Source organism: Leifsonia sp. Soil_N53, assembly GCF_057655165.1.
The window spans coordinates 1-22,590 of sequence record NZ_JBDGMM010000064.1 but is presented as its reverse complement, the minus strand read 5'-3'; the positions used below and the strand labels follow the sequence as shown (position 1 = coordinate 22,590).

General features: G+C 70.8%; 23 protein-coding genes and 1 tRNA gene. 9 read left to right on the top strand and 15 right to left on the bottom strand.

The window, feature by feature from the left end:
• Positions 1–239: 239 nt before the first annotated feature.
• Genes AC3A3H_RS13655 through AC3A3H_RS13625 form a run of 7 tightly spaced genes read left to right on the top strand, consistent with a single transcriptional unit; the run spans position 240 to position 5,292 of the window.
• Positions 240–905 (top strand): hypothetical protein, encoded by a 666-nt coding sequence (locus AC3A3H_RS13655; protein ID WP_487615094.1) that lies wholly within the window; start codon positions 240–242, stop codon positions 903–905.
• 4 nt (positions 906–909) lie between these two features.
• Positions 910–1,494 carry a hypothetical protein gene (locus AC3A3H_RS13650; RefSeq protein ID WP_487615093.1) on the top strand — a complete coding sequence of 195 codons (585 nt, stop codon included), beginning with the start codon at positions 910–912 and terminating at the stop codon, positions 1,492–1,494.
• Entirely contained in the window at positions 1,491–2,087 is a 597-nt protein-coding gene (locus tag AC3A3H_RS13645) for a hypothetical protein (protein WP_487615092.1), read from the top strand. The genes AC3A3H_RS13650 and AC3A3H_RS13645 overlap by 4 nt, the downstream gene beginning before the upstream one ends.
• The gene (locus AC3A3H_RS13640) at positions 2,084–2,632 is read left to right on the top strand and encodes a hypothetical protein (protein WP_487615091.1); all 549 of its coding nucleotides are present in this window, start codon (positions 2,084–2,086) and stop codon (positions 2,630–2,632) included. Before AC3A3H_RS13645 ends, AC3A3H_RS13640 begins: the two co-directional genes overlap by 4 nt.
• Positions 2,629–4,083 (top strand): RCC1 domain-containing protein, encoded by a 1,455-nt coding sequence (locus tag AC3A3H_RS13635; protein WP_487615090.1) that lies wholly within the window; start codon positions 2,629–2,631, stop codon positions 4,081–4,083. The genes AC3A3H_RS13640 and AC3A3H_RS13635 overlap by 4 nt, the downstream gene beginning before the upstream one ends.
• Positions 4,083–4,748: a hypothetical protein gene (locus tag AC3A3H_RS13630; protein WP_487615089.1), complete on the top strand. Its 666-nt coding sequence runs from the start codon at positions 4,083–4,085 to the stop codon at positions 4,746–4,748. The genes AC3A3H_RS13635 and AC3A3H_RS13630 overlap by 1 nt, the downstream gene beginning before the upstream one ends.
• Positions 4,729–5,292: a signal peptidase I gene (locus AC3A3H_RS13625; RefSeq protein WP_487615088.1), complete on the top strand. Its 564-nt coding sequence runs from the start codon at positions 4,729–4,731 to the stop codon at positions 5,290–5,292. Before AC3A3H_RS13630 ends, AC3A3H_RS13625 begins: the two co-directional genes overlap by 20 nt.
• 45 nt (positions 5,293–5,337) lie before the next feature.
• On the opposite strand, the gene AC3A3H_RS13620 is transcribed toward AC3A3H_RS13625, so the two are convergent.
• The 10 genes from AC3A3H_RS13620 to rplU form a co-directional block, all read right to left on the bottom strand.
• Positions 5,338–5,410, bottom strand: a tRNA-Ala gene (locus AC3A3H_RS13620).
• Between the two features lie 112 nt (positions 5,411–5,522).
• Positions 5,523–5,897 (bottom strand): ribosome silencing factor, encoded by a 375-nt coding sequence (gene rsfS / locus AC3A3H_RS13615; RefSeq protein WP_487615087.1) that lies wholly within the window; start codon positions 5,895–5,897, stop codon positions 5,523–5,525.
• A gap of 46 nt (positions 5,898–5,943) precedes the next feature.
• Entirely contained in the window at positions 5,944–7,209 is a 1,266-nt protein-coding gene (locus tag AC3A3H_RS13610; protein ID WP_487615086.1) for a hypothetical protein, read from the bottom strand.
• On the bottom strand, positions 7,206–7,808 hold the full coding sequence (gene nadD / locus AC3A3H_RS13605) for a nicotinate-nucleotide adenylyltransferase (protein WP_487615085.1): 603 nt from the start codon (positions 7,806–7,808) through the stop codon (positions 7,206–7,208). The genes AC3A3H_RS13610 and nadD overlap by 4 nt, the downstream gene beginning before the upstream one ends.
• Before the next feature lie 14 nt (positions 7,809–7,822).
• Entirely contained in the window at positions 7,823–8,065 is a 243-nt protein-coding gene (locus AC3A3H_RS13600; RefSeq protein WP_487615084.1) for a hypothetical protein, read from the bottom strand.
• Between the two features lie 55 nt (positions 8,066–8,120).
• On the bottom strand, positions 8,121–9,389 hold the full coding sequence (locus AC3A3H_RS13595) for a glutamate-5-semialdehyde dehydrogenase (protein ID WP_487615083.1): 1,269 nt from the start codon (positions 9,387–9,389) through the stop codon (positions 8,121–8,123).
• Between the two features lie 9 nt (positions 9,390–9,398).
• Positions 9,399–10,241, bottom strand: a complete 843-nt coding sequence (proB, locus tag AC3A3H_RS13590) for a glutamate 5-kinase (protein ID WP_487615082.1) — start codon at positions 10,239–10,241, stop codon at positions 9,399–9,401.
• On the bottom strand, positions 10,238–11,809 hold the full coding sequence (gene obgE, locus AC3A3H_RS13585) for a GTPase ObgE (RefSeq protein WP_487615081.1): 1,572 nt from the start codon (positions 11,807–11,809) through the stop codon (positions 10,238–10,240). The genes proB and obgE overlap by 4 nt, the downstream gene beginning before the upstream one ends.
• An 81-nt stretch (positions 11,810–11,890) precedes the next feature.
• Positions 11,891–12,148, bottom strand: a complete 258-nt coding sequence (gene rpmA / locus AC3A3H_RS13580; protein ID WP_434317363.1) for a 50S ribosomal protein L27 — start codon at positions 12,146–12,148, stop codon at positions 11,891–11,893.
• 31 nt (positions 12,149–12,179) lie between these two features.
• Positions 12,180–12,488 carry a 50S ribosomal protein L21 gene (gene rplU / locus AC3A3H_RS13575; protein ID WP_370053078.1) on the bottom strand — a complete coding sequence of 103 codons (309 nt, stop codon included), beginning with the start codon at positions 12,486–12,488 and terminating at the stop codon, positions 12,180–12,182.
• Between the two features lie 257 nt (positions 12,489–12,745).
• Between rplU and AC3A3H_RS13570 the strand changes: the two genes are divergently transcribed.
• A complete protein-coding gene (locus AC3A3H_RS13570; RefSeq protein WP_487615080.1) occupies positions 12,746–13,021 on the top strand; it encodes a DUF4031 domain-containing protein in 276 nt (91 codons plus the stop codon).
• Between the two features lie 45 nt (positions 13,022–13,066).
• Here the strand turns inward: AC3A3H_RS13570 and AC3A3H_RS13565 are convergent, their stop codons facing one another.
• Positions 13,067–15,598 (bottom strand): Rne/Rng family ribonuclease, encoded by a 2,532-nt coding sequence (locus AC3A3H_RS13565; protein WP_487615079.1) that lies wholly within the window; start codon positions 15,596–15,598, stop codon positions 13,067–13,069.
• A gap of 418 nt (positions 15,599–16,016) precedes the next feature.
• Here AC3A3H_RS13565 and AC3A3H_RS13560 point away from each other — a divergent pair, with 418 nt between their 5' ends.
• Positions 16,017–16,580 (top strand): vitamin K epoxide reductase family protein, encoded by a 564-nt coding sequence (locus AC3A3H_RS13560; RefSeq protein ID WP_487615461.1) that lies wholly within the window; start codon positions 16,017–16,019, stop codon positions 16,578–16,580.
• A gap of 73 nt (positions 16,581–16,653) precedes the next feature.
• On the opposite strand, the gene ndk is transcribed toward AC3A3H_RS13560, so the two are convergent.
• From ndk to ileS, 4 genes are read right to left on the bottom strand one after another with little or no spacing between them, the layout of a single operon-like run.
• Positions 16,654–17,076 (bottom strand): nucleoside-diphosphate kinase, encoded by a 423-nt coding sequence (gene ndk / locus AC3A3H_RS13555; RefSeq protein WP_487615078.1) that lies wholly within the window; start codon positions 17,074–17,076, stop codon positions 16,654–16,656.
• On the bottom strand, positions 17,073–17,477 hold the full coding sequence (locus AC3A3H_RS13550) for a DUF4233 domain-containing protein (protein ID WP_487615077.1): 405 nt from the start codon (positions 17,475–17,477) through the stop codon (positions 17,073–17,075). Before AC3A3H_RS13550 ends, ndk begins: the two co-directional genes overlap by 4 nt.
• The gene (locus AC3A3H_RS13545) at positions 17,474–18,841 is read right to left on the bottom strand and encodes a bifunctional folylpolyglutamate synthase/dihydrofolate synthase (RefSeq protein WP_487615076.1); all 1,368 of its coding nucleotides are present in this window, start codon (positions 18,839–18,841) and stop codon (positions 17,474–17,476) included. The genes AC3A3H_RS13550 and AC3A3H_RS13545 overlap by 4 nt, the downstream gene beginning before the upstream one ends.
• The gene (gene ileS, locus AC3A3H_RS13540; protein ID WP_487615075.1) at positions 18,838–22,230 is read right to left on the bottom strand and encodes an isoleucine--tRNA ligase; all 3,393 of its coding nucleotides are present in this window, start codon (positions 22,228–22,230) and stop codon (positions 18,838–18,840) included. Before ileS ends, AC3A3H_RS13545 begins: the two co-directional genes overlap by 4 nt.
• Positions 22,231–22,590: the final 360 nt, after the last annotated feature.

Genomic DNA, 22,590 nt, shown 5'->3' with positions numbered 1-22,590 from the left:
CTAAGCGATGAGCGCTTTCGGGTGGGGGCGAGGCACGCGAAGCATGCGGATGATCCCGGCGGATCACACCCGACACGCCCGGGGTGAAAGCCCAGACGATTGAATCGCCTCCCCCGCCTCTCGCGCCGGCGCCACGCCCGCTGAATCCCGTATCCAACCGCCCCTCGACCGCAGTTCGCCGCTGCTACGGTCCGGTCGCTGTAAGACACCGAGTCCGTCTTCGACCGAGAGGGAAAGCAATGACGCACGAAGCCGCAGCGCCGCAGAAGCGCGAGAAGTCCAGAAGAACCCGGGCGGTGATCGGCCTCGGGGCCGTCGTCGCGATCGCCGCGGGTGTCACCGCCGCCACGTTCACCGATTTCGCGAACCTCAACCTGGGGGCGAACGGGATCGGCGCCGACCAGTACAACATCCAGGTCGTCGACACCGACCCGGTCACGGGCGCGCAGATCCCCGGGTCCTGGCAGGAGGCGGACACCGCCGCCGGCGCGCCGATCGAACTCGTCGGGGCGAACACGCTCTTCCCCGGCAGCACCCCGATCTCGGTAGACATCCCGGTCAGGAACGCGTCCGCGACGCTGAACTCGACGCTGTCGCTGGGGCTCGTGCAGCTCCCGGACAACGCCCCGGCCATCACCGATCCCGACTACCTGTCCAGCCTGAGGTTCACGATCACGCAGCCGGCGACCTCGCTCGGGGCGACGCCGATCAGCGCGACCGACCAGACGTTCGCCCAGCTCAGCACCCTCGCGCTCAACGGCCTCGCCGCCGGAGAGGAGTCGAGCGTCACGATCGAGGTGCGCCTGCTCACCCAGGCGGAGTCGGGCTCCAGCTTCACCGACAACGACCTGAACGGCGCCAAGGCCTACCTCCAGGCGCAGTTCAACGGCACCTCGACTCCCTGACCCGATGCCCCCATCCACCCCGTCGGCGCGTCGGTGGCGTCGTCCTGCACTGTCGCTGCTGGGAGTCTGCGTCGCCTCGGCGATCGCCGTCACCGCCGCAGGCACAGTGAACTGGACCGACGTCACCGTCGCGCTGGACGGACGCGAGAACACCTTCGATCTGCAGGTGGCAGGCAGCGACATGCCCGGCTGGGAGCCGACCGCGGCCGAATGGCAGCAGGGCCGCCCCGACCCGGTCGTCGTCGCGCTGCCGGCCACCGTGCTGGAACCCGGTTCGTCCGTCCAGGCCCGCGTCGCGGTCCGCAACAGCAGTCCGCGGCTCGCCGGGGCGATCAGGGTCCACCTGGTCGATCCGGCCAGCGGGAACGCGCTGTTCCCCGAGTTGCGCTTCACGATCTCCGAAGGAGGCCACGTGTACGCGGCCGCAGTCCCGCCATCCGGTGCGGCGGACATCGCGCTCGTCGGGCCGACCGCACCCGGCGCCGACCGGGTCCTGGACGTGGAGGTCGCTCTGCCGGCCGACGCGCCCACGACCGTGAAGGGGGCGACGACGCCCATTCAGCTCATGTTCACGGGGGCGAACCTGTGACCGCGCGTCGTGCGCTGGCCGTGTCCGGCCTCCTCGCGCTCAGCCTGTCGCTCGCGCTGGCGGCCGTCCAGACGACCTCCGCGGCATTCACCGATCAGTCGGCTCCGCAGCTCGGGACGGGCGGCGCGGTCGGCGGCGGGTACGACATCGCGTTCCTCGACTCCGGTGGGGCGACCCAGGAGGGCGAACCGACCCCGTTCGCGCTCGACACGTCCGCGAGCGGCACGGTCACCTTCACCTCGCCGGCCCGTGTCGACATGCAGGTCGTCACCACGACGGTCGCGACCGGCCCGGTGCAGCTCACGCTCTACAACGCCTACCCCGGCAGCCGACCGACCGACCCCGGGGGCATCGGCCCCGGCGCCGACCCGTTCGACTACGCGCTCTACACGATCGAGGTGGACGGGACCGCTGTGGCGACCGCGGCCACCGCCGCGGCGATCAACGCCACGCCGCCCGTCATCACCGGCTGGACCCAGGGCGTCCCCAAGACCATCGACGTGGCCGTGACCATACCCCACGCAGTCGCCAACCCCTACGTCTTCAACCGCACGCTCGTGCTGGGCGTCCAGTTCGACGGGAGCTCATCATGAGGATCGCCGCCGCCGTGCTCCTCGTCGTGGGAGGCATGCTGCCGGCCACCGCACCCGCGAGCGCGGCCGACCTGGTGACCGTGCCGATGCCGGGCCCCGGACACTCCGCGCCCTGGTCGACCACCGTGCAGAACCCCGCCTCCGCGACGTCGACGGTGTACCTCAGCGTCGTCGACGTCTCGGGAGCCGCGACGCAACTCGACGACGAGCTCCGGGTCAGCGTCAGCATCGACGGCGCGACCGTGATCCCGTCGACCCCGCTGCGCCGGATGCTGGGTGACACCCCCGTCTCGATCGGCACCGTCGCAGGCGGGGGCGCGAAGACCGTCTCCGGCGAGGTGTCACTCTCCGCGGCCGCCGGGGACGCCTACCAGGGGCTGAGCGCAGACGTCACCCTCCGGCTCAGCTCGGTCGAACCGCAGTCTCCGCCTCCCCCGCTCGCCGACACCGGGCTCTCGGTGATCGGCGCCGGTCTCCCCATCGCACTCGTCGCCCTCGGCGCCGTGCTCCGTCTCCGCCGCCGAAAGCCGGGTGAACAGCAGTGAAGCGAACAACCCTCCGTGCCGCAGGCCTCGTCGCACTCGTCGCCGTTGCGTTCGTCCCTGTGGCCGTCGTACCGTCGACCACCGCGGCCTACACCGACACCGCACGCGCGGAGACGTCGCCGTTGACGACGCCGATCTTCACGCAGCCGGCGCGGATGATCCCGACCGACACGTACCTGGCCAACACAGCCACCGCCCTCCAGGACGACGGGACCCTGTGGGTGTGGGGCTACCGCGGCAACGGCCTCGCCGGAAACGGCGCGGCGACCGTCGCGTCGAACGCCCGGCCGACCGCCGTCGTCCTGCCGAACACCGGCCACAGCGGACCGGACAACCGGTACATCGTGAAGGTCGCGGGCACCAGTCTCGACAATTACTACCCGACGAACGGCAGCTACACCGGCCTGGCGGCGCTCTCCGACGACGGCATCGTCTACACCTGGGGCGGCACCAACGCGAACAACGTCATGGGGCGACCGGCCGCACCGATCCCGTACACGCAGCCCGGGCCGGTCTCGATCCCGGGGACGGTCGTCGACCTCCGCTCCTCCTCCGGCGTCTTCATGGCGCTCACCAGCACCGGCGACCTCTACACCTGGGGCAATCCCCAAGGGCGAGGGATAACCGGCCAGGGCACGGCGACGGCGTCCTCACCGACGCCGTCCCTGATCATGTCGGGCGTGCACAGCATCGGCGCGGGGATGTGGAACGGGTGGGCGATCCGCGGGAACCTCGACTCGAACGACCAGACCACCGGGGTGTTCTGGTGGGGGTGGGCGAACGCCGGGGCCTCGTTCGCGTCCGACCCGTCCGGTGACAACCTCGGCGCCAATCAGTACACGCCCGTCCGCTCGACCTTCCTGTCGCTCTTCGCCCAGGAGGGATGCGACACGGTCGGTGTCGTCATGGGCTCCGCTGACGACCAGTGCACCATCAAATCCCTCACCGGCCACTACTACGGCAACCAGCTCGTCTTCGAGGGCGGCTACATGGTGACCTGGGGAGACGCGACCAACTACGGGACCGGCAGAGCATACGTGGACGGCACAGCCAGTGCGCAGCCGACCGCGCTGCTCATGCCGAACGGCGACCCGGTTCAGGCGGTCGCGCCGAGCCAGGACTACGTCCTGGTGTTGGGCGCCTCCGGACAGGTCTACGTCTACGGCCGCTACTCCTTCGGGCGCGGACCCGACCCCAACTCGGGCGCGGCGTCGACCACGAACGTCATCACGCCGACGCCGATCGCTCCGCTCAACAGCGTCACCGCCGTCGGCGCGTTCTGCTACTCCGGGACGGCGTTGAACACGGGCGGCTCGTTCGTCTCCTGGGGAGGCGGCACCGCAGGCGGCAACAACAACACGTACAACTCGATCATCAACAGCTGGGCGTCCAACACCGCATCGACGGCGCAGGTCCAGGGCCTGACGACCATGATTCCCCCGGGACAGTGATGAAGAAATCGAAAGCAGCCGCCCTGGTCGCCGCCGGCACGCTGGCGGTCACCGCCACGCTCTTCGCCGTCGTTCCGACCGTGAGCGCGTTCACCGACCAGGGACGCCTCAACCCGGGATCGGACGGCCTCGGTGGAGCGACCTTCGACATCCTCTCCGTCCTCCCGGACGGGACCGTCGCGCAGGCACGCCCGGGCGAGGGGGTCACGGTGCCGATCCCGGGCGACGACGGCTTCGTGCCCGGCCGCACGATCACGGTCGACCTGGGCGTCGCGAACAACAGCCCGCTGCTCGCCGCGGCGGTGACCATCGCCGTCAAGCCGGCCGATGCGGCCGGCACCGGCCAGGTCGCGGGCAGTCCGAACATCACCCCCTTCATCCGGGTCACCGTCGTCGACTCGACGACCGGGCAGCTGCTGGTCGGCGGAAGCGCCACCGACCCCAGCCAGGGCGCGGCCGTCGCCGACGCGACGGGAGTGGTCGGGCACCTCCCGGCGCGAGGAGCCCCGGCACTCGCCGATGGTGGGTCCTGGATCGACGCGGCCGCCGGCAGCCGGCACGACCTCACCGTCACGCTCTTCTACGTGGACAGCCCCGAGACCGCCGCCTACAACGGCGGCCAGACCGCCCTGGAGGTGGAGTTCGATGGCGCGTCGACGCCGTGACCGGCACCGTTCCGACCGTCCCCGCTCCCTCTGGCAGTGGCTCGGCTCGGCCCTGCTCACGTTCTCCGCTGTCGTCGGTGTGATCGCGATCGTGACCGTCGCCGTCTGCGCGGTGCTGGGCGTGCGCCCGGTCGTCGTGATCTCGGGATCGATGGAGCCGACGCTGCCGGTCGGCTCGCTGATCTTCTACCGCACGGTCCCGGCGGCGGAGGCACGCCCGGGTGACATCGTGACCGTACCGCGGCAGGACGGCGCCTCTGGCCTGATCACCCACCGGGTCGTGGAGGCGACGACGGAGGGCGAGGTGACCTCGCTGCGGCTGAAGGGCGACGCCAACGACGCCAAGGACCCACTCCCCTACGTGGTCACCAGCGTGGGCAGCTTCGTGGGGCAGATTCCGGTGGCCGGGACAATCGCACTCGCCGCCCGGACTCCGTTCGGCATCGCCGCGGTGGCGGTGTACGTCGCGGCGCTCGTGGCCGTGATCGTCTTCGGACGCCGTCGTCCGAGGCCGACGTCGCGGCACAGCGCCCCGGTCGCGTGACCAAGACAAAAGCCCGGCCAATGGCCGGGCTTTTCCTGTTCTCGGTGGATCTGAGGGGACTCGAACCCCTGACCCCCTGCATGCCATGCAGGTGCGCTACCAGCTGCGCCACAGACCCGTATTCGATTTTTGTTCGTGTTGCCGGGCCTCCCCGGGCAACTCATCAAGCGTACTACACGCGGGCGGCACAGCGTAAATCGGCCGTGCAGCCCGGGCGTGTGCGCTCGCCCCTACTCTCCGGTGTGCACCGCGACCTCGAGCGGCAGGACCGGGCAGTCCTTCCAGAGCCGTTCGAGGGCGTAGTACATCCGGTCCTCCTCGTGGAAGACGTGCACCACGAGGTCGCCGAAGTCGAGCAGGATCCAGCGGCCCTCCGCCTTGCCCTCGCGGCGCAGCGTGCGGACGCCGGCCTCGTTGAGCTGGTCCTCCACCTCGGACGCGATCGCGATCACGTTGCGCTCGACCGAGCCGGTCACGAGCAGGAACGCGTCCGTCAGGGGCAGCGGGCCGGAGACGTCGAGCGCCACCAGGTCGATGCCGCCCTTCGAGTCGGCGGCGGCGGCCGCGAGCTGGAGGATTTCCCGGGCGTGCGGGGAGGCGGTCACAGAGAGTCCTTCGGAAGTGGGTGGATCGAGAAGCCGGCGCCGGTCATCAGAACACGTGGAGCACGTACGCGGCGATCAGCAGGCCGATCACACCGACGGCGAGCACACCCGCGGTGACCATGAGCACCACGGGGAGGGCGTTGCCGCGCTTCTTCGGCGGGGCGATGACACCGCGCGTGGAGGTGTGCGTGCTGATGGCGCGCGACGCGCGGACCGGCGCGACCTCGGAGGTGTTGAACTCGTTCTCCTCGCTGTCGAGCAGCCGGTCGATGTCGGAGGAGTCGATGCGGTCGTGCGCACCCGTCGCACCCATCGTGCGCGGGAGGTCGATGGAGCCGGTGACGAGGATCTCGCCGGTGCTCGTCAACGGGCCGGTCGCGTCGGCCTGCGGCAGCGACGGGAGGATCAGCGCGTTGGTCGTGGTCGCGGCCGTCGAATGCCCGACGTTGCGGGAGGTGATCGGCTCGGCGCCGTCCTCCAGCTCGGCCGCCGTCGACCAGTGGCCGGTCGGCGGGGTGAACGGACGGCGCTCCTGAGCGGAGATGTCCTCCTCGTCGTCCGGCTCGGGTGACGCGGCAGCCGGCGCGGCAGCGGGCTGCGCTCCGAATGCCGTGAACACGGAGGTCGGCGACGACGTCACGGTCGTGTCGGCCTGCTGCGCGGCGGCAGCGGCCGAGACCGGAGCGGAGCCGGCGGGCGCGGCGCTGTCGGTGAACGTCACGGGGACGATCGGCTCGGCCAGCGCCGGCGAGTGGTTCGCCTGCTGATTGGCGGCCTGCGCCTGCAGCATGGCGCGCAATTCGCGGCGGGTCAGGGTCCGCTCGCCGGTCGGATCGGCGGAATCGGCATCCGAAGCGGGCGCGGGCAGGGTCGTGGACTGGGGCGACGTCGCCCGCACGGGCGCGGCCGAGGAACCCGGCAGCACCGACATCGGCTGCGTCACGGGCTCTGGCTTGGAGGTGTCGGGCGCCTGCCGGAACAGGTCGAACGAGGAGGCGTCGGAGTTGCGGTCGACCTCGGTGCGCTTCGGCGCGCTGAACAGCAGGTTGTCGAAGCTGCCGCCGCCCGACGAAACGCCGGGCTCCGCGAACGCGGTGGCGGGGATGGCCGGAGCCTGCTCCTCGACAAAGGCCTCGGAGCCGGAGGCACCGGGCGTCGACGAGGTCAGGGGGATCTCCCCGGCGGGCGTGGTCTCGGAAGTGCCGGCACGGCGTCCTGCTTGCCGTGCCGCCGTGCGCTCGTTCTCTCTCGCCTGTCGCCGCGTCTGCGGCGGCTGGCTCGCTTCCGCTGGCTGTTCAGGCCAAGACGTCATGCCACGCTCCGATACAAGTGATGTTTGGAGATGTACTGGACCACCCCGTCAGGGACGAGGTACCAGACGGGGAATCCCCTGCTCACCCGGCTCCGGCAGTCGGTGGACGAGATCGCCAGGGCCGGAACTTCCAACAAGCTTACGTCCTGATTCGGCAATCCAGAAATATTGAGGTCGTGTCCCGGACGACTCACAGCCACGAAATGCGCGAGCTTCCAGAGCTCGTCGAAATCGCGCCAGCTCAGAATCTGCGCGATGGCGTCGGCGCCCGTGATGAAGAAGAGCTCCGCATCCGGGCGCTCGTCGCGGAGATCCCGGAGGGTGTCTATCGTGTAGGTCGGGCCCACCCGGTCGATGTCGACGCGGCTGACGGTGAACCGGGGATTGGAGGCCGTCGCGATCACCGTCATCAGGTAGCGGTGCTCCGCGGGCGTGACGGCGCCCTTCTGCCACGGCTGCCCGGTGGGGACGAAGACCACCTCATCGAGGTCGAACGACTGCGCGACCTCGCTCGCGGCGACCAGGTGGCCGTGGTGGATCGGATCGAACGTCCCGCCCATCACACCGATGCGTGGGCGGCTCTTCTCGGTCAGCTCCATGTGTGGGGGCCGGCTCAGTGCCCCTGGGTCGGGTGACCGGTGCCGTGGTGGGTCGCGCCGGGTGCTCCGGCGTGCGACGCGGCGTCGGTGGCCGAACGGTGGCTGTGCCGGTTGGACACGTCGCGGAAGCTGAACAGGACACCGAGCAGCGACAGGAAGATGACGATCGCGATCAGCCCGAACGCCCAGGTGGGCATGGGCAGCTCGACGTGGGTCTCCGCCGCGGCCGCGGCGATGATGGTCGTCAACTGGGACATCGGTGGTGATCCTTTCGAGGCGAGGCGCGAGGCCGGTTCTCAGTCTAGTGGTCGGTCAACCGCGGATCTGGCCGGACCCGCGGACGATCCACTTGGTGCTCGTCAGCTCCGGCAGCCCCATCGGGCCGCGCGCGTGCAGCTTCTGGGTGGAGATGCCGACCTCCGCGCCGAAGCCGAACTCGCCGCCGTCGGTGAACCGGGTGGAGGCGTTGACCATGACGACCGCCGAGTCCACCTCGGCGAGGAAGCGCTCCGCGTTGCCGAGGTCGTTCGTCACGATCGCCTCGGTGTGCTGGGTGGAGTACCGCCGGATGTGGGCGATCGCCTCGTCGAGGTCGTCGACGACCCGCACCGAGATGTCGAGGCTCATGTGCTCCGTCGCGTAGTCCTCGTCGGTGACCGGGACGCCGCCCGGCGCGAAGGGCAGCGCGGTCTCGTCGGCGTGGATGGTGACGCCCGCCTCGGCGAGCGAGCCGAGCACGGCGGGCAGCAGGCGCCCCGCCGCGTTCCGGTGCACCAGCAGGGTCTCGACGGCGTTGCAGACGCTGGGACGCTGGACCTTGGCGTTGCGGACGATGTCGACCGCCCAGTCCTCGCGCGCGCTCTCGTCGAGCACGATGTGCACGACGCCCGCGCCGGTCTCGATCACCGGCACGCTCGACTGCGTGACGACGGCCTGGATGAGGTCGGCGCTTCCCCGCGGGATGAGCACGTCGACCAGGCCGCGGGCGCGCATCAGCTCGTTCGCGCCGTCACGGCCGAACTCGTCGATGGTCTGGGCGGCGTCGGCGGGCAGGCCGGCATCCGCCAGTGCCTCGCGCACGACGTCGACCAGCACCGCGTTGGTGTGCAGAGCCGCGGTGCCGCCGCGCAGCACCACGGCGTTGCCGCTCTTGATCGCGAGCGACGCGATGTCGATGGTGACGTTGGGGCGCGCCTCGTAGATCGCGCCGACCACGCCGAACGGCACGCGGGTCTGGGCGATCTTCACGCCGTTCGGGAGGTCGCTGCCGCGCACCACCTGGCCGACCGGGTCGGTCAGCCCGACGACCTCCAGCACAGCGTCCGCGAGGCCCCGGAGTCGTGCCGGGGACAGCGTCAGCCGGTCGAGCAGTCCTGCGGAGAGGCCGTTCTCACGGCCGTTGGCGAGGTCGAGCTCGTTGGCCGCGAGGATGCTCCGCTCGGCAGCCACGACGCCCTGCGCGATCGCGCGCAGCGCCGCGTTCTTCTGCTCCGTGGTCGCCGTCGCGAGCGGCAGCGCGGCCGCCTTGGCGGCGCTCAGGCGATCGGCGAGCGAGGGAGGGGCGGCGACGGTCGGGGACATGGCTCAAGTCTAGGCCGTGGCGGCCCGCTCGGCCTCGGCGCGATCCACCGCCGCGGAGGCGTCCTCCGTGCTCGGCGACGGCGCGAACCAGGTGCCGACGGGCTCGCCGCGCAGCGCCTCCGAGACCAGCGTCGTCGCGGTGAGGATCACGGCGGTGCCGCGCTCGGCCGCCTGACGGGCGGCCGACACCTTGGTCAGCGCTCCCCCGGTGCCGACGCCGGACAGGCCGGTCGAGCCGATCTCGACGCCCGCGAGCTCGTCGCCCCAGCCGACGAAGCCGATGCGCTCGGCTCCCGGCTCCTGCGGCGGCTTGGTGTAGAGCGCGTCGACGTCCGAGAGCAGGACGAGGAGGTCCGCCTCCACCAGCAGCGCGACCAGCGCGGCGAGCCGGTCGTTGTCGCCGAACCGGATCTCGTGGGTCGCGACGGTGTCGTTCTCGTTGACGATGGGCAGGATGCGGAGGTCGAGCAGTCGCTCCATCGCGCGCTTGGCGTTGCTGCGGTGGGTCGGGTTCTCCATGTCGCCCGCGGTGAGCAGCACCTGCCCCGCGACGATCTCATAGCGGTCGAGGCTGTCCTGATACCGGTAGATCAGGACGTTCTGGCCGACGGCGGCCGCGGCCTGCTGCGTGGCCAGGTCGGTCGGGCGCCCGTCCAGCGACAGGTATGGGATGCCGGTGGCGATCGCACCGGACGACACCAGGATGACCTGCGAGCCGCGGCCGTGCGCCTCGGCGAGGGCGTCGACGAGCGGACCGATCTGCCCGGCGTTCTCCCCGCTGATGGAGGACGAGCCGACCTTGACGACGATCCGTCGTGCGGTCGGGACCTGGGCGCGCTCGTCGATCGTCATTCCCCGCCTGTCTCCTTGCCTGCCGCGCTCCGGGAGCCGGAGTCCTGGCCGTCGTAGTCGTCGTAGTCGTCGTCCTGCCAGAGCCCGGCCTCCTTCTCGCGGAGGAGTTCGGCGCGGGCCTCGGCCTTGCCGTCCATCCGGTCGAAGTAGTCCTCGCGTCGCTGGTTGCGGGTGGGGCGCGAGCTCGCGTCGATGCGCACGTCCGTGCCGCGCGGCGAGGCGATCAGCTCGGCCGTGGAGGTCAGCGTGGGCTCCCAGTCGAACACCACGCCGTTGTCGCGGCCGATCACGACGGTCGAGCCGGCGACGGCGCCCGCGGTGAACAGGCGGTCCTCGACGCCCAGTTTGGCGAGCCGGTCGGCGAGGTAGCCGACCGCCTCGTCGTTGGCGAAGTCGGTCTGGGCGACCCAGCGCTCGGGCTTCGCGCCCAGGATGCGGTAGACGGGGCCGTCCGAGCCGCCCTCGACCTTGACGGTGAAGCCGGAGTCGTTCACGGCCTTGGGCCGGATGACGATGCGCGGACGGATCTCCGCCTCGGCCGCCTCAGCGGCGCGGGCCTCCTCGACCTGCTCGGCCAGCGCGAACGACAGCGCGCGCAGGCCCTCGTGGCTGACGCTGGAGATCTCGAACACGCGGTAGCCGCGCGCCTCCAGGTCCGGACGGACGAAGTCGGCCAGCTCCCGGCCCTCTGGGACGTCGATCTTGTTGAGCGCGATGAGCTGCGGGCGCTCCAGCAGCGGCACCTGACCCTCGGGCACCGGGTACGCGCCGAGCTCGCCGCGGATGACCTCCAGGTCGGTCAGCGGGTCGCGGCCGGGCTCCAGCGTGGCGCAGTCGAGCACGTGCAGCAGGGCGGAGCAGCGCTCGACGTGGCGCAGGAACTCCAGGCCCAGGCCGCGGCCCTCGCTCGCGCCCTCGATGAGGCCGGGGACGTCCGCGACCGTGTAGCGCACGTCGCCGGCCTGCACGACACCGAGGTTCGGGTGCAGTGTCGTGAAGGGGTAGTCCGCGATCTTCGGCTTGGCCGCCGACAGCGCGGCGATCAGGCTCGACTTGCCGGCAGAGGGATAGCCGACGAGGGCGACATCGGCGACGGTCTTCAGCTCGAGGAGGACGTCGCCCTCCCAGCCGGGCGTGCCGAGCAGCGCGAACCCGGGCGCCTTGCGCTTGGTGGTGGCGAGCGCGGCGTTTCCGAGACCGCCGAGGCCGCCGGCGGCCGCGACGAAGCGCATGCCGGGCTCGGTCAGGTCGACGAGCTCCTCGCCGTCGGCCGACTTGACGACCGTGCCGACCGGGACGGCGAGCTCCAGCTCGCCGCCGGTGTGGCCGGCGCGGTGGTCGCCCATCCCGAAGCCGCCGTTCTCGCTGGAACGGTGCGGTGCGCGGTGGTAGCCGAGCAGCGTGGTGACCTGCGGGTCGGCCACGAGCACGATGTCGCCGCCGTTCCCGCCGTTGCCGCCGTCGGGGCCGGCGAGCGGCTTGAACTTCTCGCGGCGGACCGAGACGCACCCGTTTCCGCCGTTGCCCGCGCGCAGATGCAATGTCACGCGGTCCACGAACGTGGCCATGGGTACTCCTCAGGTCTGGGTATAACGACGGATGGGCGGGCCGAAGCCCGCCCATCCGTGAAGTGCAGTCGTGGGTGAGGCTCAGGCCTCGACGGCCACGATGTTGACGACCTTGCGGCCGCCCTTGGTGCCGAACTCGACCGCGCCGGCCGAGAGGGCGAACAGCGTGTCGTCGCCACCGCGGCCGACGTTGGCGCCCGGGTGGAAGTGCGTGCCGCGCTGGCGGACCAGGATCTCGCCGGCGTTGACGGTCTGGCCGCCGAAACGCTTCACGCCGAGGCGCTGCGCGTTGGAGTCACGACCGTTGCGAGTGGAGCTCGCGCCCTTTTTGTGTGCCATGTCTTCTTCTCCTCGAGAGGTTCTCTGTCGGCTACTTGATGCCGGTGATCTTGACGCGCGTGAGCTCCTGACGGTGGCCCTGGCGCTTCTTGTAGCCGGTCTTGTTCTTGAACTTCTGGATGTGGATCTTCGGGCCGCGCAGGTCGTCGAGGACCTCGGCGGTCACCTTCACCTTGGCGAGGGACTTCGCGTCGGAGGTGATCTTGTCTCCGTCGACGAGCAGGACGGCGGCCAACTCGACGTTGCCGTCCTTGTCGGCCTTGATGCGGTCCATCGTCACGATGGTGCCGACCTCGACCTTCTCCTGCCGGCCACCGGCGCGCACAACTGCGTAAACCACTTTCACGTACCTTTTCGTCGGGGATCAGCTCCCGGCATGGCCGTGGATCTGTCCTGCTCTTGTTTGTTCAGGGAGTTACTGGCGAGCACGTCCCCGTCGATGGCGGCGGGTGGCTCTCAGAAAACCGTGGAGGTGCACCGGGCTACCGGCACACACCAACGGTCAACTTTACCCGACGCCACACGACCCGTCAATTCAGCGAGGGGGCGTCGGGACCGACCGGAACCCTGGACGGGACCGGTTCCTACAATCATTCTATGACGGTCCTGATCGATCCCCCGGCATGGCCCGCCCACGGCATGTTGTGGTCGCACCTGGTCAGCGACGCGTCGCTGGACGAGCTGCACGCCTTCGCCGCCGCGGCGGACATCCCGGCCCGCGCGTTCGACCTCGACCACTACGACGTGCCGGAGCGCCGCCACGACGAGCTCGTGGCCGCCGGAGCCGTGCCGGTCAGCGGCAAGGAGCTGGTCTCCCGGCTGATCGCCAGCGGGCTGCGCGTCCGGGCGCGCGACCGCGTGCGCCGGCACTGACCGAGGGTCGGTGCCGGGCGCACGCGCGTTGATCGGGCGTCCTGCTCAGTCCTGCTTGTCGCCGGCGAGCTCGCCGCCGGTGATGACGGCCGTGCTCGCCCGGCGGCCGCGGCTGCGGCCCTGACCCGGCGCCTTCGGCTGCGGAAGCGCGTCGAGCACGGAGTCGAGCAGCAGCTCGGTCTCCACGGCCGACGCGACAGGGGCGTGCTCGGCAGGCGCGTGGGCCTCGGGCAGCTCGATCACCGGGAAGTCCAGGTGCGGGTGCTCGTCGGCGGCCGGCGCTGCGACGGCGGTCTCAGCCGCGGCCGCGGGCGCCTCGGCGGTCTGCGCGTCCGTCGTGCGCTGCTCGTCGCGCGGGCCCTTGGCCTTGCGGCGGCGCTTCTTGGGCGCCGCGTCGGCGGCGGGCGCCTCCGTCACGGCCTCCTGCGGCTGCACGGCGGCGGGAGCGTCTGCCCCCTCCTCCTGGTGCGGGTGGATCGTCGAGGCCGCGATCTGGGCGAGCGCGTTCTTGGCGTCGTCGGTGATCGCGTGCGTGCCGTTGGTGTGCGGCGCGCTCGACTGCTGCTGCTGTCCGCCGCCGTTGCCGCTGCCACGACCGCGACGGCGCTCGCTCTGCGGCTGCTGCTGCTGCGGCTGGCGGTGCTTGACGACGGGGTCGTGGTGCACGATCACGCCGCGGCCGGCGCAGACCTCGCACGCCTCGCTGAAGGTCTCCAGCAGGCCGAGGCCGAGCTTCTTGCGGGTCATCTGGACGAGCCCCAGCGAGGTGACCTCCGCCACCTGGTGCTTGGTGCGGTCGCGACTCAGGCACTCGATCAGGCGGCGCAGCACCAGGTCGCGGTTCGACTCCAGCACCATGTCGATGAAGTCGACGACGATGATGCCGCCGATGTCGCGCAGCCGGAGCTGGCGGACGATCTCCTCGGCCGCCTCCAGGTTGTTCTTGGTGACGGTCTCCTCGAGGTTTCCGCCCGAGCCGACGAACTTGCCGGTGTTGACGTCCACGACCGTCATCGCCTCGGTGCGGTCGATGACCAGCGAACCGCCGGAGGGCAGCCAGACCTTGCGCTCGAGCGCTTTCTCGATCTGCTCGGTGATGCGGTGCTCGTCGAACGCGTCGCGGTCGCCGGTGTAGGCCTCCACGCGGTCGATCAGGTCGGGCGCCACCTGGCGCAGGTAGCTCTCGATCGTCTGGCGCGCGTCGTCACCGGCGATGACCAGCTTCTGGAAGTCCTCGTTGAAGACGTCGCGGATGATCTTGATCAGGAGGTCGGGCTCGCTGTGCAGGAGCGCGGGCGCCTGCTGCGTCTCGACCTGACGGCTGATGTCCGCCCACTGCGCGGTGAGGCGGGTGACGTCGAGGGTGAGCTGCTCCTCGGTGGCGCCCTCCGCGGCCGTGCGGACGATGACGCCGGCGTTCTCGGGCAGCACCTCCTTGAGGATCTTCTTGAGCCGCGAGCGCTCGGTGTCGGGCAGCTTGCGGCTGATCCCGTTCATCGAGCCGTTCGGCACGTACACCAGGTAGCGGCCGGGCAGCGAGATCTGGCTCGTCAGGCGCGCGCCCTTGTGGCCGACCGGGTCCTTCGTGACCTGGACGAGCACGCGGTCGCCCGCCTTGAGGGCGAGCTCGATGCGGCGCGGCTGGTTTCCGGTCTCCACGGCGTCCCAGTCGACCTCACCCGAGTACAGCACGGCGTTACGGCCGCGGCCGATGTCGACGAAGGCGGCCTCCATGCTCGGCAGCACGTTCTGCACGCGACCGAGGTAGACGTTGCCGATCAGCGAGGCCTCCTGCGACCGCGCCACGTAGTGCTCGACAAGCACCTTGTCCTCGAGGACGCCGATCTGGATGCGGCCGCCCTTGGAGCGCACGACCATCTGCCGGTCGACGGACTCGCGGCGCGCGAGGAACTCGGCCTCGGTGATGACCGGGCGGCGGCGTCCGGCGTCGCGGCCGTCGCGGCGGCGCTGCTTCTTGGCCTCCAGCCGGGTCGAGCCCTTGACCTTCTGCGGCTCCGTGATCAGCTCCGGCTCGCGCGGCGTACGCACCTTGACGACGGTGTTCGCCGGGTCGTTGGCCTCCGGGCGGCCGTTCTCGCCCGCGCGGCGGCGCGAGCGACGGCGCAGCGTGGCGGTCGGCTCCTCATCCGGGAGCGGTGGCAGCGGCAGGATGTCGGGCGCCTGGAAGAGCAGCGTGGTCGGCGGGAGGCCCGGGATCACGGCGCCTGGCGCCTCCTGACCGTCGCCGTGGCGCTCGGGCAGGGCGGGCGGCTCGTGGCCGTCGGCGGCGAGCGTGGCGACGTCGACCGCGGACTGCGCGGTCTCCGCACCCTCCTCGGTGACGGCGACCGTCACGTCGGTCGGCGCTGCGGTCGCCGGATCGGCCGACGGCGCGGCGTCGGCCTGCTCAGCGACGACCTGCTGCGCGGCGATCTCACGCTCACCCGCGAACACGGGCGTCTCAGCGGTGCCCGCAGGACGGCTGACCCGCCTGCTGCCGAAGATCCCCCGGCGTCTGCGGCCCCCTGTTCCCTGATCGTTGCTGTTCGTGCTGTCGATATTCTCGTTTTCCACCATCGCTGGTGCACTCCTCGACCGGTGGCGGCAACCCGCTCGCCGGGTACTCTCCGTCGGAGGCGCCGCTCGCGGCACCTGCCGTAATCCTGGCTCGGACTGCGGGTGCTCGTGGCACCTGCGTCCGGCTCTCCCTTGTCTTGTGCCGGCCATCGCGGCCGGCTGTTCATTCGGGCGCACCTGGCGCCCTCAAGCCTTCTGTTCGTGTCTCCCGGCATGCTGCCGGTACGACTTATCCAACGATTATCGCATGTCGCAGGGCCTCGACCGGCGCAATCCGCGTTCACAGAAGGGGCGCGCCGCGACATGCCATAATCCGACTGTGCCTGCCTCGAAGACCCCGCCCGCCTCGAAGACCGCGCCCACCGCCCCGACGACCGAGGCCGCCCCGGTCGGCTACCGCCGTCCCACTGCTCTCGCGATCTTCCTGATCGTCGCGGGTCTCATCGGCTTCTGGGCCGCATTCATGCTGACCGTGGACAAGTTCCACCTGCTCGCCGACTCGCACGCCCAGCTCTCCTGCAACTTCAACGTCCTCGTCGGCTGCAGCAAGAACCTGAACTCGTGGCAGGGCTCGCTGCTCGGCTTCCCGAACCCGCTCCTCGGCCTGGCCGGGTGGACGGCGGCCATCGCGGTCGGTGTCGGCCTGTTCGCCGCCGGCCGGTTCGCCCGCTGGTACTGGATCGCCTTCAACGTCGGCGTCGTGCTCGCGCTGGTCCTGGTGATCTTCCTCATCACCCAGTCGCTGACGGTGCTGAACGTGCTCTGCCCCTGGTGCATGGTCACCTGGACGGTCACCATCCCGACGTTCTGGGCGGTGACCCTCTACAACCTCAAGGAGGGCAACATCCCCGTGCCCGAGCGTGCGCGGCGCCTCTTCGGCACGCTCTACAGCTGGGTCCCCCTCATCACCATCGTCAGCTACGCGATCGTCGCGGTGCTGGCGCAGATCCAGCTGGACTGGATCCACCGGGCGTTCGTCTGAGCCCGGCCGCGCGGACGAAGAACGGCCCCCGACCATCCGGTCGGGGGCCGTTCTCGTCGTCAGCGTCCGGCGTTCAGCCGAACCAGAGCGTCAGCTCGCGCTGCGCGGACTCCGGCGAGTCGGACCCGTGCACCAGGTTCTGCTGTACCTTCAGTCCCCAGTCGCGCGCGAGGTCGCCGCGGATGGTGCCGGGCAGCGCCGTGGTCGGGTCGGTCGCGCCCGCGAGCGAGCGGAAGCCCTCGATCACGCGGTTCCCCGCGACGCGCAGCGCGACGACGGGCCCGGACTCCATGAACTCCACGAGGGGCTCGTAGAACGGCTTGCCCTCGTGCTCGGCGTAGTGCTTGGCCAGCAGCTCCCGGTCGGCCTGCAGCATGCGGATGTCGACGAGCGAGTAGCCCTTGGCCTCGATGCGGCGCAGGATCTCGCCCGTGAGGTTGCGGGCGACTCCGTCGGGCTTGACGAGGACGAGGGTCTCTTCGACGGCGGTGGTCATCTGGTCTCCGTTCGGTTGTTCCGGTCGATGTTGTTCCGGTCCGTGTTGTTCCGGTCGATGCGGGAGGCGACGATCATGCTGTAGGTCCACATGGCCGTGAAGATCGCCCCCACGATGAAGAAGGCGGGCTGGAGGAAGCCGGCCGCGACGACGAGGAGCTGGACGATCCAGCCCAGGACGACGCCGGCCCGGTAGCGCAGGAGTCCGATGGCCGCGATCATCAGCACGACTACGAGCGCTCCCCCGCCGAGTGCGAGCCACGCCGGCAAGGCCTTGAGCCCGAAGAGCACCAGGGCGCCGAGGAAGACGACGATGAGCTCGAAGCCGAGCACGATGGAGCCGAGGCTCTCGCGCAGGGAGCGCTGCCGGCGGGTGCGCGGCGGCTTGGCCTTGGCGCTCACGCGTTCGCGTCCTTCCAGCCCTGCTCGTCGGCGTACGCCATCGCAGCTCCGACCAGCACGATCGAGCCGGTGACGACGACCGCGCGGCGCGGCTCCTCGCCCGCCCACTCGCGGGCGGCCTCCAACGCGTCGAGCGCGTCGGAGTAGACGATGGCCGCTTCGTCGCCGGCCTCCTCGCGGACGATGTCGCCGAGGTCCTCCGCGGGCAGGGCGCGGTCGGACGCCGGCTCCGTCACGAAGAACTGCGTCGCCACCGGGGTGAGGGCGCGGATGACTCCGCGGGCGTCCTTGTCGCCCAGGCTGCCGACGACGAAGGTCAGCTCGTCGAAGTCGAAGTACCGGCCGAGCGCGTCGGCCAGCGTCGCGGCGCCCGCGGGGTTGTGCGCGGCGTCCACGAGGACGCTCGGCTCGATGCCGATCAGCTGGAGGCGTCCGGGCGAGGTCGCGGTCGCGAAGCCCTCCTCGACCAGGTCGGGCTTCAGCGGCTGGGTCCCGCGCCCGAGGAACGTCTCGACGGCCGCCACCGCGACCGCGGCGTTCTGGGCCTGGTGGTCGCCGTAGAGCGGGAGGAAGACGTCCGCGTAGGTCGCCGCGCGGCCGCGCACGGTCACGAGCTGGCCGCCCACGGCGACCTGCGTGCTCGCGACGTCGAACGCCTGCGGCTGTGCGGCGAGGGTGGACTCGGTCAGCCGGGCGGCCTCCTCGAGCTCGGCCATGGCCTCCGGGACCTGGGCCGAGCTCACGACGTCGGCGGACGGCTTGATGATGCCCGACTTGGTGCGCGCGATCTCGCGGACGGTGTCGCCGAGCTGCTTGGTGTGGTCGAGCGAGATGGGCGTGAACACCGCCACCTGGCCGTCGCCGACGTTGGTGGAGTCCCACTCCCCGCCCATGCCCACCTCGATCACGGCCACGTCGACCGGAGCGTCCGCGAAGGCGGCGAAGGCCAGCGCGGTCAGCGCCTCGAAGAAGGTGAGCGGCGCCTTGCCCTGCTCCTGCAGCTCGGCGTCGACGATCTCCAGGTAGGGGCGCACGTCCGCCCAGTTGCTCACGAGCGCCTCGTCGGAGATCGGCACGCCGTCGATCATGATGCGCTCGTTGAAGCGCACCAGGTGCGGGCTGGTCAGCAGGCCGGTGCGCAGGCCGTAGGCGCGCAGGATGCTCTCCGCGATCCGGCTGGTGGAGGTCTTCCCGTTCGTGCCGGTGATGTGGATGATCGGGTAGGCGCGCTGCGGGTCGCCGAGCAGCTCGACGGCACGGCGGGTCGCGTCGAGCCGGCGCTCGGGGGCGCCCTCGCCGACGCGGGCGAGCAGCGCCTGGTAGACGGCCTCGGCGTCTTCGCGCAGTTCGTCGTCGTCGGTCATCGGGAGGCCTCCACCTTCGTCACGCCGACCGTGAACCGGCCCGCGTTCGCGAACAGTCCCGCGGCGAAGTCCTTGCTGAAGTCGTCGCTGTCGTCGCGGTCGCCGCCGTTGCGGTCGCCCGCCGAGACGAACTCGAACTCCAGCGCCAGTGTCTCGGCCGCGATGTCCACGGCCTCGCCGGCGAGGGCGATGGCCGCAACGTCGTCCTCGTGCTCGAACGCGACGCTCAGCTCGATCCGGTCGCTCACGTCGAGCCCGGCCGCCTTGCGGGTGTCCTGCACCGCGCGGATGACGTCGCGGGCCAGGCCCTCGGCCTCCAACTCGGGGGTCGTGGCCGTGTCGAGCAGCACGAAGCCGCCGCCGGGCAGCAGCGCGAGCGCCGAGGTCGCCTCGTCGTCGGACTGCGCGGTCTCCAGGACCAGCTCGTACTCGCCCTCGACCAGCTCCACGCCGCCCACGGTAACGACTCCGTCGTGCTCCGACCAGTCGCCGGCGCGCGCGGCCTGGATGACCTGCTGCACCTGCTTGCCGAGCCGCGGTCCGGCGGCGCGGGCGTTCACGGTGAGCTTGCTGGTGATGCCGTAGGCCGTGGCGCTGTCGTCCGCGAGCTCGACCAGCTCGACCGCCTTGACGTTGAGCTCGTCGCGCAGGATCGCCTCGAACGGCCGCAGCGCGTCCGCGCCGCTCGTGACCACGGTCAGCGATGCGAGCGGGAGCCGCACCCGGCGGCCCGACTGCTTGCGCAGCGAGAGCGCGGTGGAGCTGATCGCGCGGATGCGGTCCATCGCGTCCACGAGCGCGTCGTCGGCGGGGAACTCGTCCGCCTCCGGCCAGTCGGTGAGGTGCACGCTGCGGCCTCCGGTGAGGTCCTTCCAGATGCGCTCGGACACCAGCGGGAGCAGCGGGGCGGCGACCCGGGTGAGGGTCTCCAGCACCGTGGCGAGGGTGTCGAACGCCTCGGACCCTGTGCCGTCCTCGGCCACACCCGTCCAGAACCGGTCGCGCGAGCGACGCACGTACCAGTTCGTGAGCACGTCGGCGAAGTCGCGCAGCTTGGCGGCGGCGAGCGTCGAGTCGAGCCCCTCCAGGTCGGCCGTGACGGCCTCCACCAGGTCGCGCGTCTTGGCGAGCAGGTAGCGGTCGAGCACGTCGGTGGACGAGGTCGAGCGCTTCGCCTCGTAGCCGGTCGCGTTGGCGTAGAGCGAGAAGAAGTACCACGTGCTCCACAGCGGCAGCAGCACCTGGCGGACGCCCTCGCGGATGCCCTCCTCCGTGACGATGAGGTTGCCGCCGCGCAGCACAGGGCTCGACATCAGGAACCAGCGCATCGCGTCGGAGCCGTCGCGGTCGAAGACCTCGTTGACGTCGGGATAGTTGCGCAGCGACTTCGACATCTTCTGACCGTCGCTGCCCAGCACGATGCCGTGCGAGACGACGTTCTTGAACGCGGCGCGGTCGAACAGCGCGGTGCCGAGCGTGTGCAGCAGGTAGAACCAGCCGCGGGTCTGCCCGATGTACTCCACGATGAAGTCTGCCGGGTTGTGGCTGTCGAACCAGTCGTGGTTCTCGAACGGGTAGTGCACCTGCGCGAACGGCATCGAGCCGGAGTCGAACCAGACGTCGAGCACGTCCGGGATGCGGCGCATGGTGGACCGGCCGGTCGGGTCGTCGGGATTCGGCCGGGTGAGCTCGTCGATGAACGGGCGGTGGAGGTCGGGCTCGCCCGCGGCATTGACCGGCAGCCTCCCGAAGTCACGCTCCAGGTCCGCCAGCGAGCCGTACACGTCGACGCGCGGGAAGTCCGGATCGTCGCTCTTCCAGACCGGGATGGGCGAGCCGAAGTAGCGGTTGCGGGACACCGACCAGTCGCGGGCGCCGGCGAGCCACTTGCCGAACTGGCCGTCCTTGACGTTGTCCGGCACCCAGTTGATGCCCTGGTTCAGCTCGACCATGCGGTCGCGGAAGTCCGTCACGCGCACGAACCAGCTCGACACCGCCTTGTAGATCAGCGGGTTGCGGCAGCGCCAGCAGTGCGGGTACGAGTGCTCGTAGCTCGCCTGGCGCAGCAGCCGGCCGTCCTCGCGCAGCAGCGTCGTGAGCGGCTTGTTCGCCTCGAAGACCTGGAGGCCTGCGACGTCCTGCACCTCGGCCAGGAACCGCGCGCCGTCGTCCACCGAGATGATGACCGGGATGCCGGCGGCCTCGCAGACGCGCTGGTCGTCCTCGCCGTAGGCGGGGGCCTGGTGGACGATGCCCGTGCCGTCCTCGGTGGTCACATAGTCGTCGACGAGGATCTGCCACGCGTTCTGCGTGCCGTACTTCTCGGTGTCGGCGTAGTAGTCCCACAGCCGGTCGTAGGTGACGCCGGCGAGCTCGCTGCCGCGCACGGTGCGGCTGACCGCGTCGCGCGCCGCCTCCGGCGAGCCGTAGCCGAGGTCCTTCGCGTAGTTGCCGACCAGGTCGACGGCGAGCAGGTACTCGCCGCTCAGCGACTCCTCGTGGAGCTCGGCGCCGTGCCCTCCGCCGGTCCGCCCGTGCACGTCGGCCGCGCCGTTCGGGCCGGCCGGCACGACGGCGTACTCGATGTCGGGGCCGACCACGAGAGCGAGGTTGGTGGGCAGCGTCCACGGCGTCGTCGTCCAGGCGAGGGCGCGTACGCCGGTCAGGCCGAGGGCCTCCGCCTTCGCGCCGGTCAGCGGGAAGGTGACGGTGACCGTCTGGTCCTGGCGCATCTTGTAGACGTCGTCGTCCATGCGCAGCTCGTGGTTGGACAGCGGCGTCTGGTCGCGCCAGCAGTACGGGAGGACGCGGTGGCCCTCGTAGGCGAGGCCCTTCTCGTGGAGCTGCTTGAACGCCCAGATCACCGACTCCATGTAGGAGGTGTCGAGCGTCTTGTAGTCGTTGTCGAAGTCGACCCAGCGCGCCTGGCGGGTGACGTACTCCTGCCACTCGCGCGTGTAGCGCAGCACGGAGTCCTTCGCGGCCTGGTTGAAGGCGGCCAGCCCCATCTCCTCGATCTGGCTCTTGTCCGTGATCCCGAGCTGCCGCTCGGCCTCGAGCTCGGCGGGGAGGCCGTGGGTGTCCCAGCCGAACCGGCGCTCGACCTTCCTGCCGCGCATCGTCTGGAAGCGCGGGAAGACGTCCTTGGCGTACCCGGTCAGCAGGTGGCCGTAGTGCGGAAGGCCGTTGGCGAACGGCGGGCCGTCGTAGAAGACCCACTCGGGCGCGCCCTCGCGGTTCGCCACCGAGGCGCGGAAAGTGCCGTCCTCCGCCCAGAAGGCGAGGACGTCGGTCTCGATCTCCGGGAAGACCGGAGACGGCGTGATGTCCAGCGACTCCCGCCCCGTGGGCTCGCTGGCTCCATCCGGTGCGGACTTGGGGTACGGCATCTCTCTCCTGGCAGGTCGTGATCTGCACGAGGACGCCGGACGCTCGCACCCCCGTCGCGGTACCACCCCGCTTGCCCCATCCGCCGTCGGCGCCGGATGCGGCCTCTCATTCTGCGGCTGTGACGGGCCTGCCCCGTTCGGTTCTAGTGAGCGGGCGAGTGCCCGCCGTTCTTCCGAAGACTCGCCGGTGATGGCCGGGTCGATGTCGTTCGCACCATTCTATCGGGTGATCGACGCTATTCGGACGCGAATACCGTCGCGTACCCGTCGCACACCGGCTCGACCGCCGCGCGCACCAGCGGCGCCAGCGGGCCGCGCCGCACTCCCGCCCGCGCCCACACGCCGGTGGCCGCGACGGCG

Coding starts and splice junctions, on each gene's coding strand:
- AC3A3H_RS13655 (WP_487615094.1), top strand. CDS start 240: ATGACGCACGAAGCCGCAGCGCCGCAGAAGCGCGAGAAGTCCAGAAGA.
- nadD (WP_487615085.1), bottom strand. CDS start 7,808: ATGGAGCTGACCGAGAAGAGCCGCCCACGCATCGGTGTGATGGGCGGG.
- AC3A3H_RS13600 (WP_487615084.1), bottom strand. CDS start 8,065: ATGTCCCAGTTGACGACCATCATCGCCGCGGCCGCGGCGGAGACCCAC.
- AC3A3H_RS13650 (WP_487615093.1), top strand. CDS start 910: ATGCCCCCATCCACCCCGTCGGCGCGTCGGTGGCGTCGTCCTGCACTG.
- AC3A3H_RS13640 (WP_487615091.1), top strand. CDS start 2,084: ATGAGGATCGCCGCCGCCGTGCTCCTCGTCGTGGGAGGCATGCTGCCG.
- ndk (WP_487615078.1), bottom strand. CDS start 17,076: ATGACCACCGCCGTCGAAGAGACCCTCGTCCTCGTCAAGCCCGACGGA.
- proB (WP_487615082.1), bottom strand. CDS start 10,241: ATGACGATCGACGAGCGCGCCCAGGTCCCGACCGCACGACGGATCGTC.
- ileS (WP_487615075.1), bottom strand. CDS start 22,230: ATGCCGTACCCCAAGTCCGCACCGGATGGAGCCAGCGAGCCCACGGGG.
- AC3A3H_RS13545 (WP_487615076.1), bottom strand. CDS start 18,841: ATGACCGACGACGACGAACTGCGCGAAGACGCCGAGGCCGTCTACCAG.
- AC3A3H_RS13625 (WP_487615088.1), top strand. CDS start 4,729: ATGGCGCGTCGACGCCGTGACCGGCACCGTTCCGACCGTCCCCGCTCC.
- obgE (WP_487615081.1), bottom strand. CDS start 11,809: ATGGCCACGTTCGTGGACCGCGTGACATTGCATCTGCGCGCGGGCAAC.
- AC3A3H_RS13570 (WP_487615080.1), top strand. CDS start 12,746: ATGACGGTCCTGATCGATCCCCCGGCATGGCCCGCCCACGGCATGTTG.
- AC3A3H_RS13610 (WP_487615086.1), bottom strand. CDS start 7,209: ATGACGTCTTGGCCTGAACAGCCAGCGGAAGCGAGCCAGCCGCCGCAG.
- AC3A3H_RS13565 (WP_487615079.1), bottom strand. CDS start 15,598: ATGGTGGAAAACGAGAATATCGACAGCACGAACAGCAACGATCAGGGA.
- rpmA (WP_434317363.1), bottom strand. CDS start 12,148: ATGGCACACAAAAAGGGCGCGAGCTCCACTCGCAACGGTCGTGACTCC.
- AC3A3H_RS13595 (WP_487615083.1), bottom strand. CDS start 9,389: ATGTCCCCGACCGTCGCCGCCCCTCCCTCGCTCGCCGATCGCCTGAGC.
- AC3A3H_RS13630 (WP_487615089.1), top strand. CDS start 4,083: ATGAAGAAATCGAAAGCAGCCGCCCTGGTCGCCGCCGGCACGCTGGCG.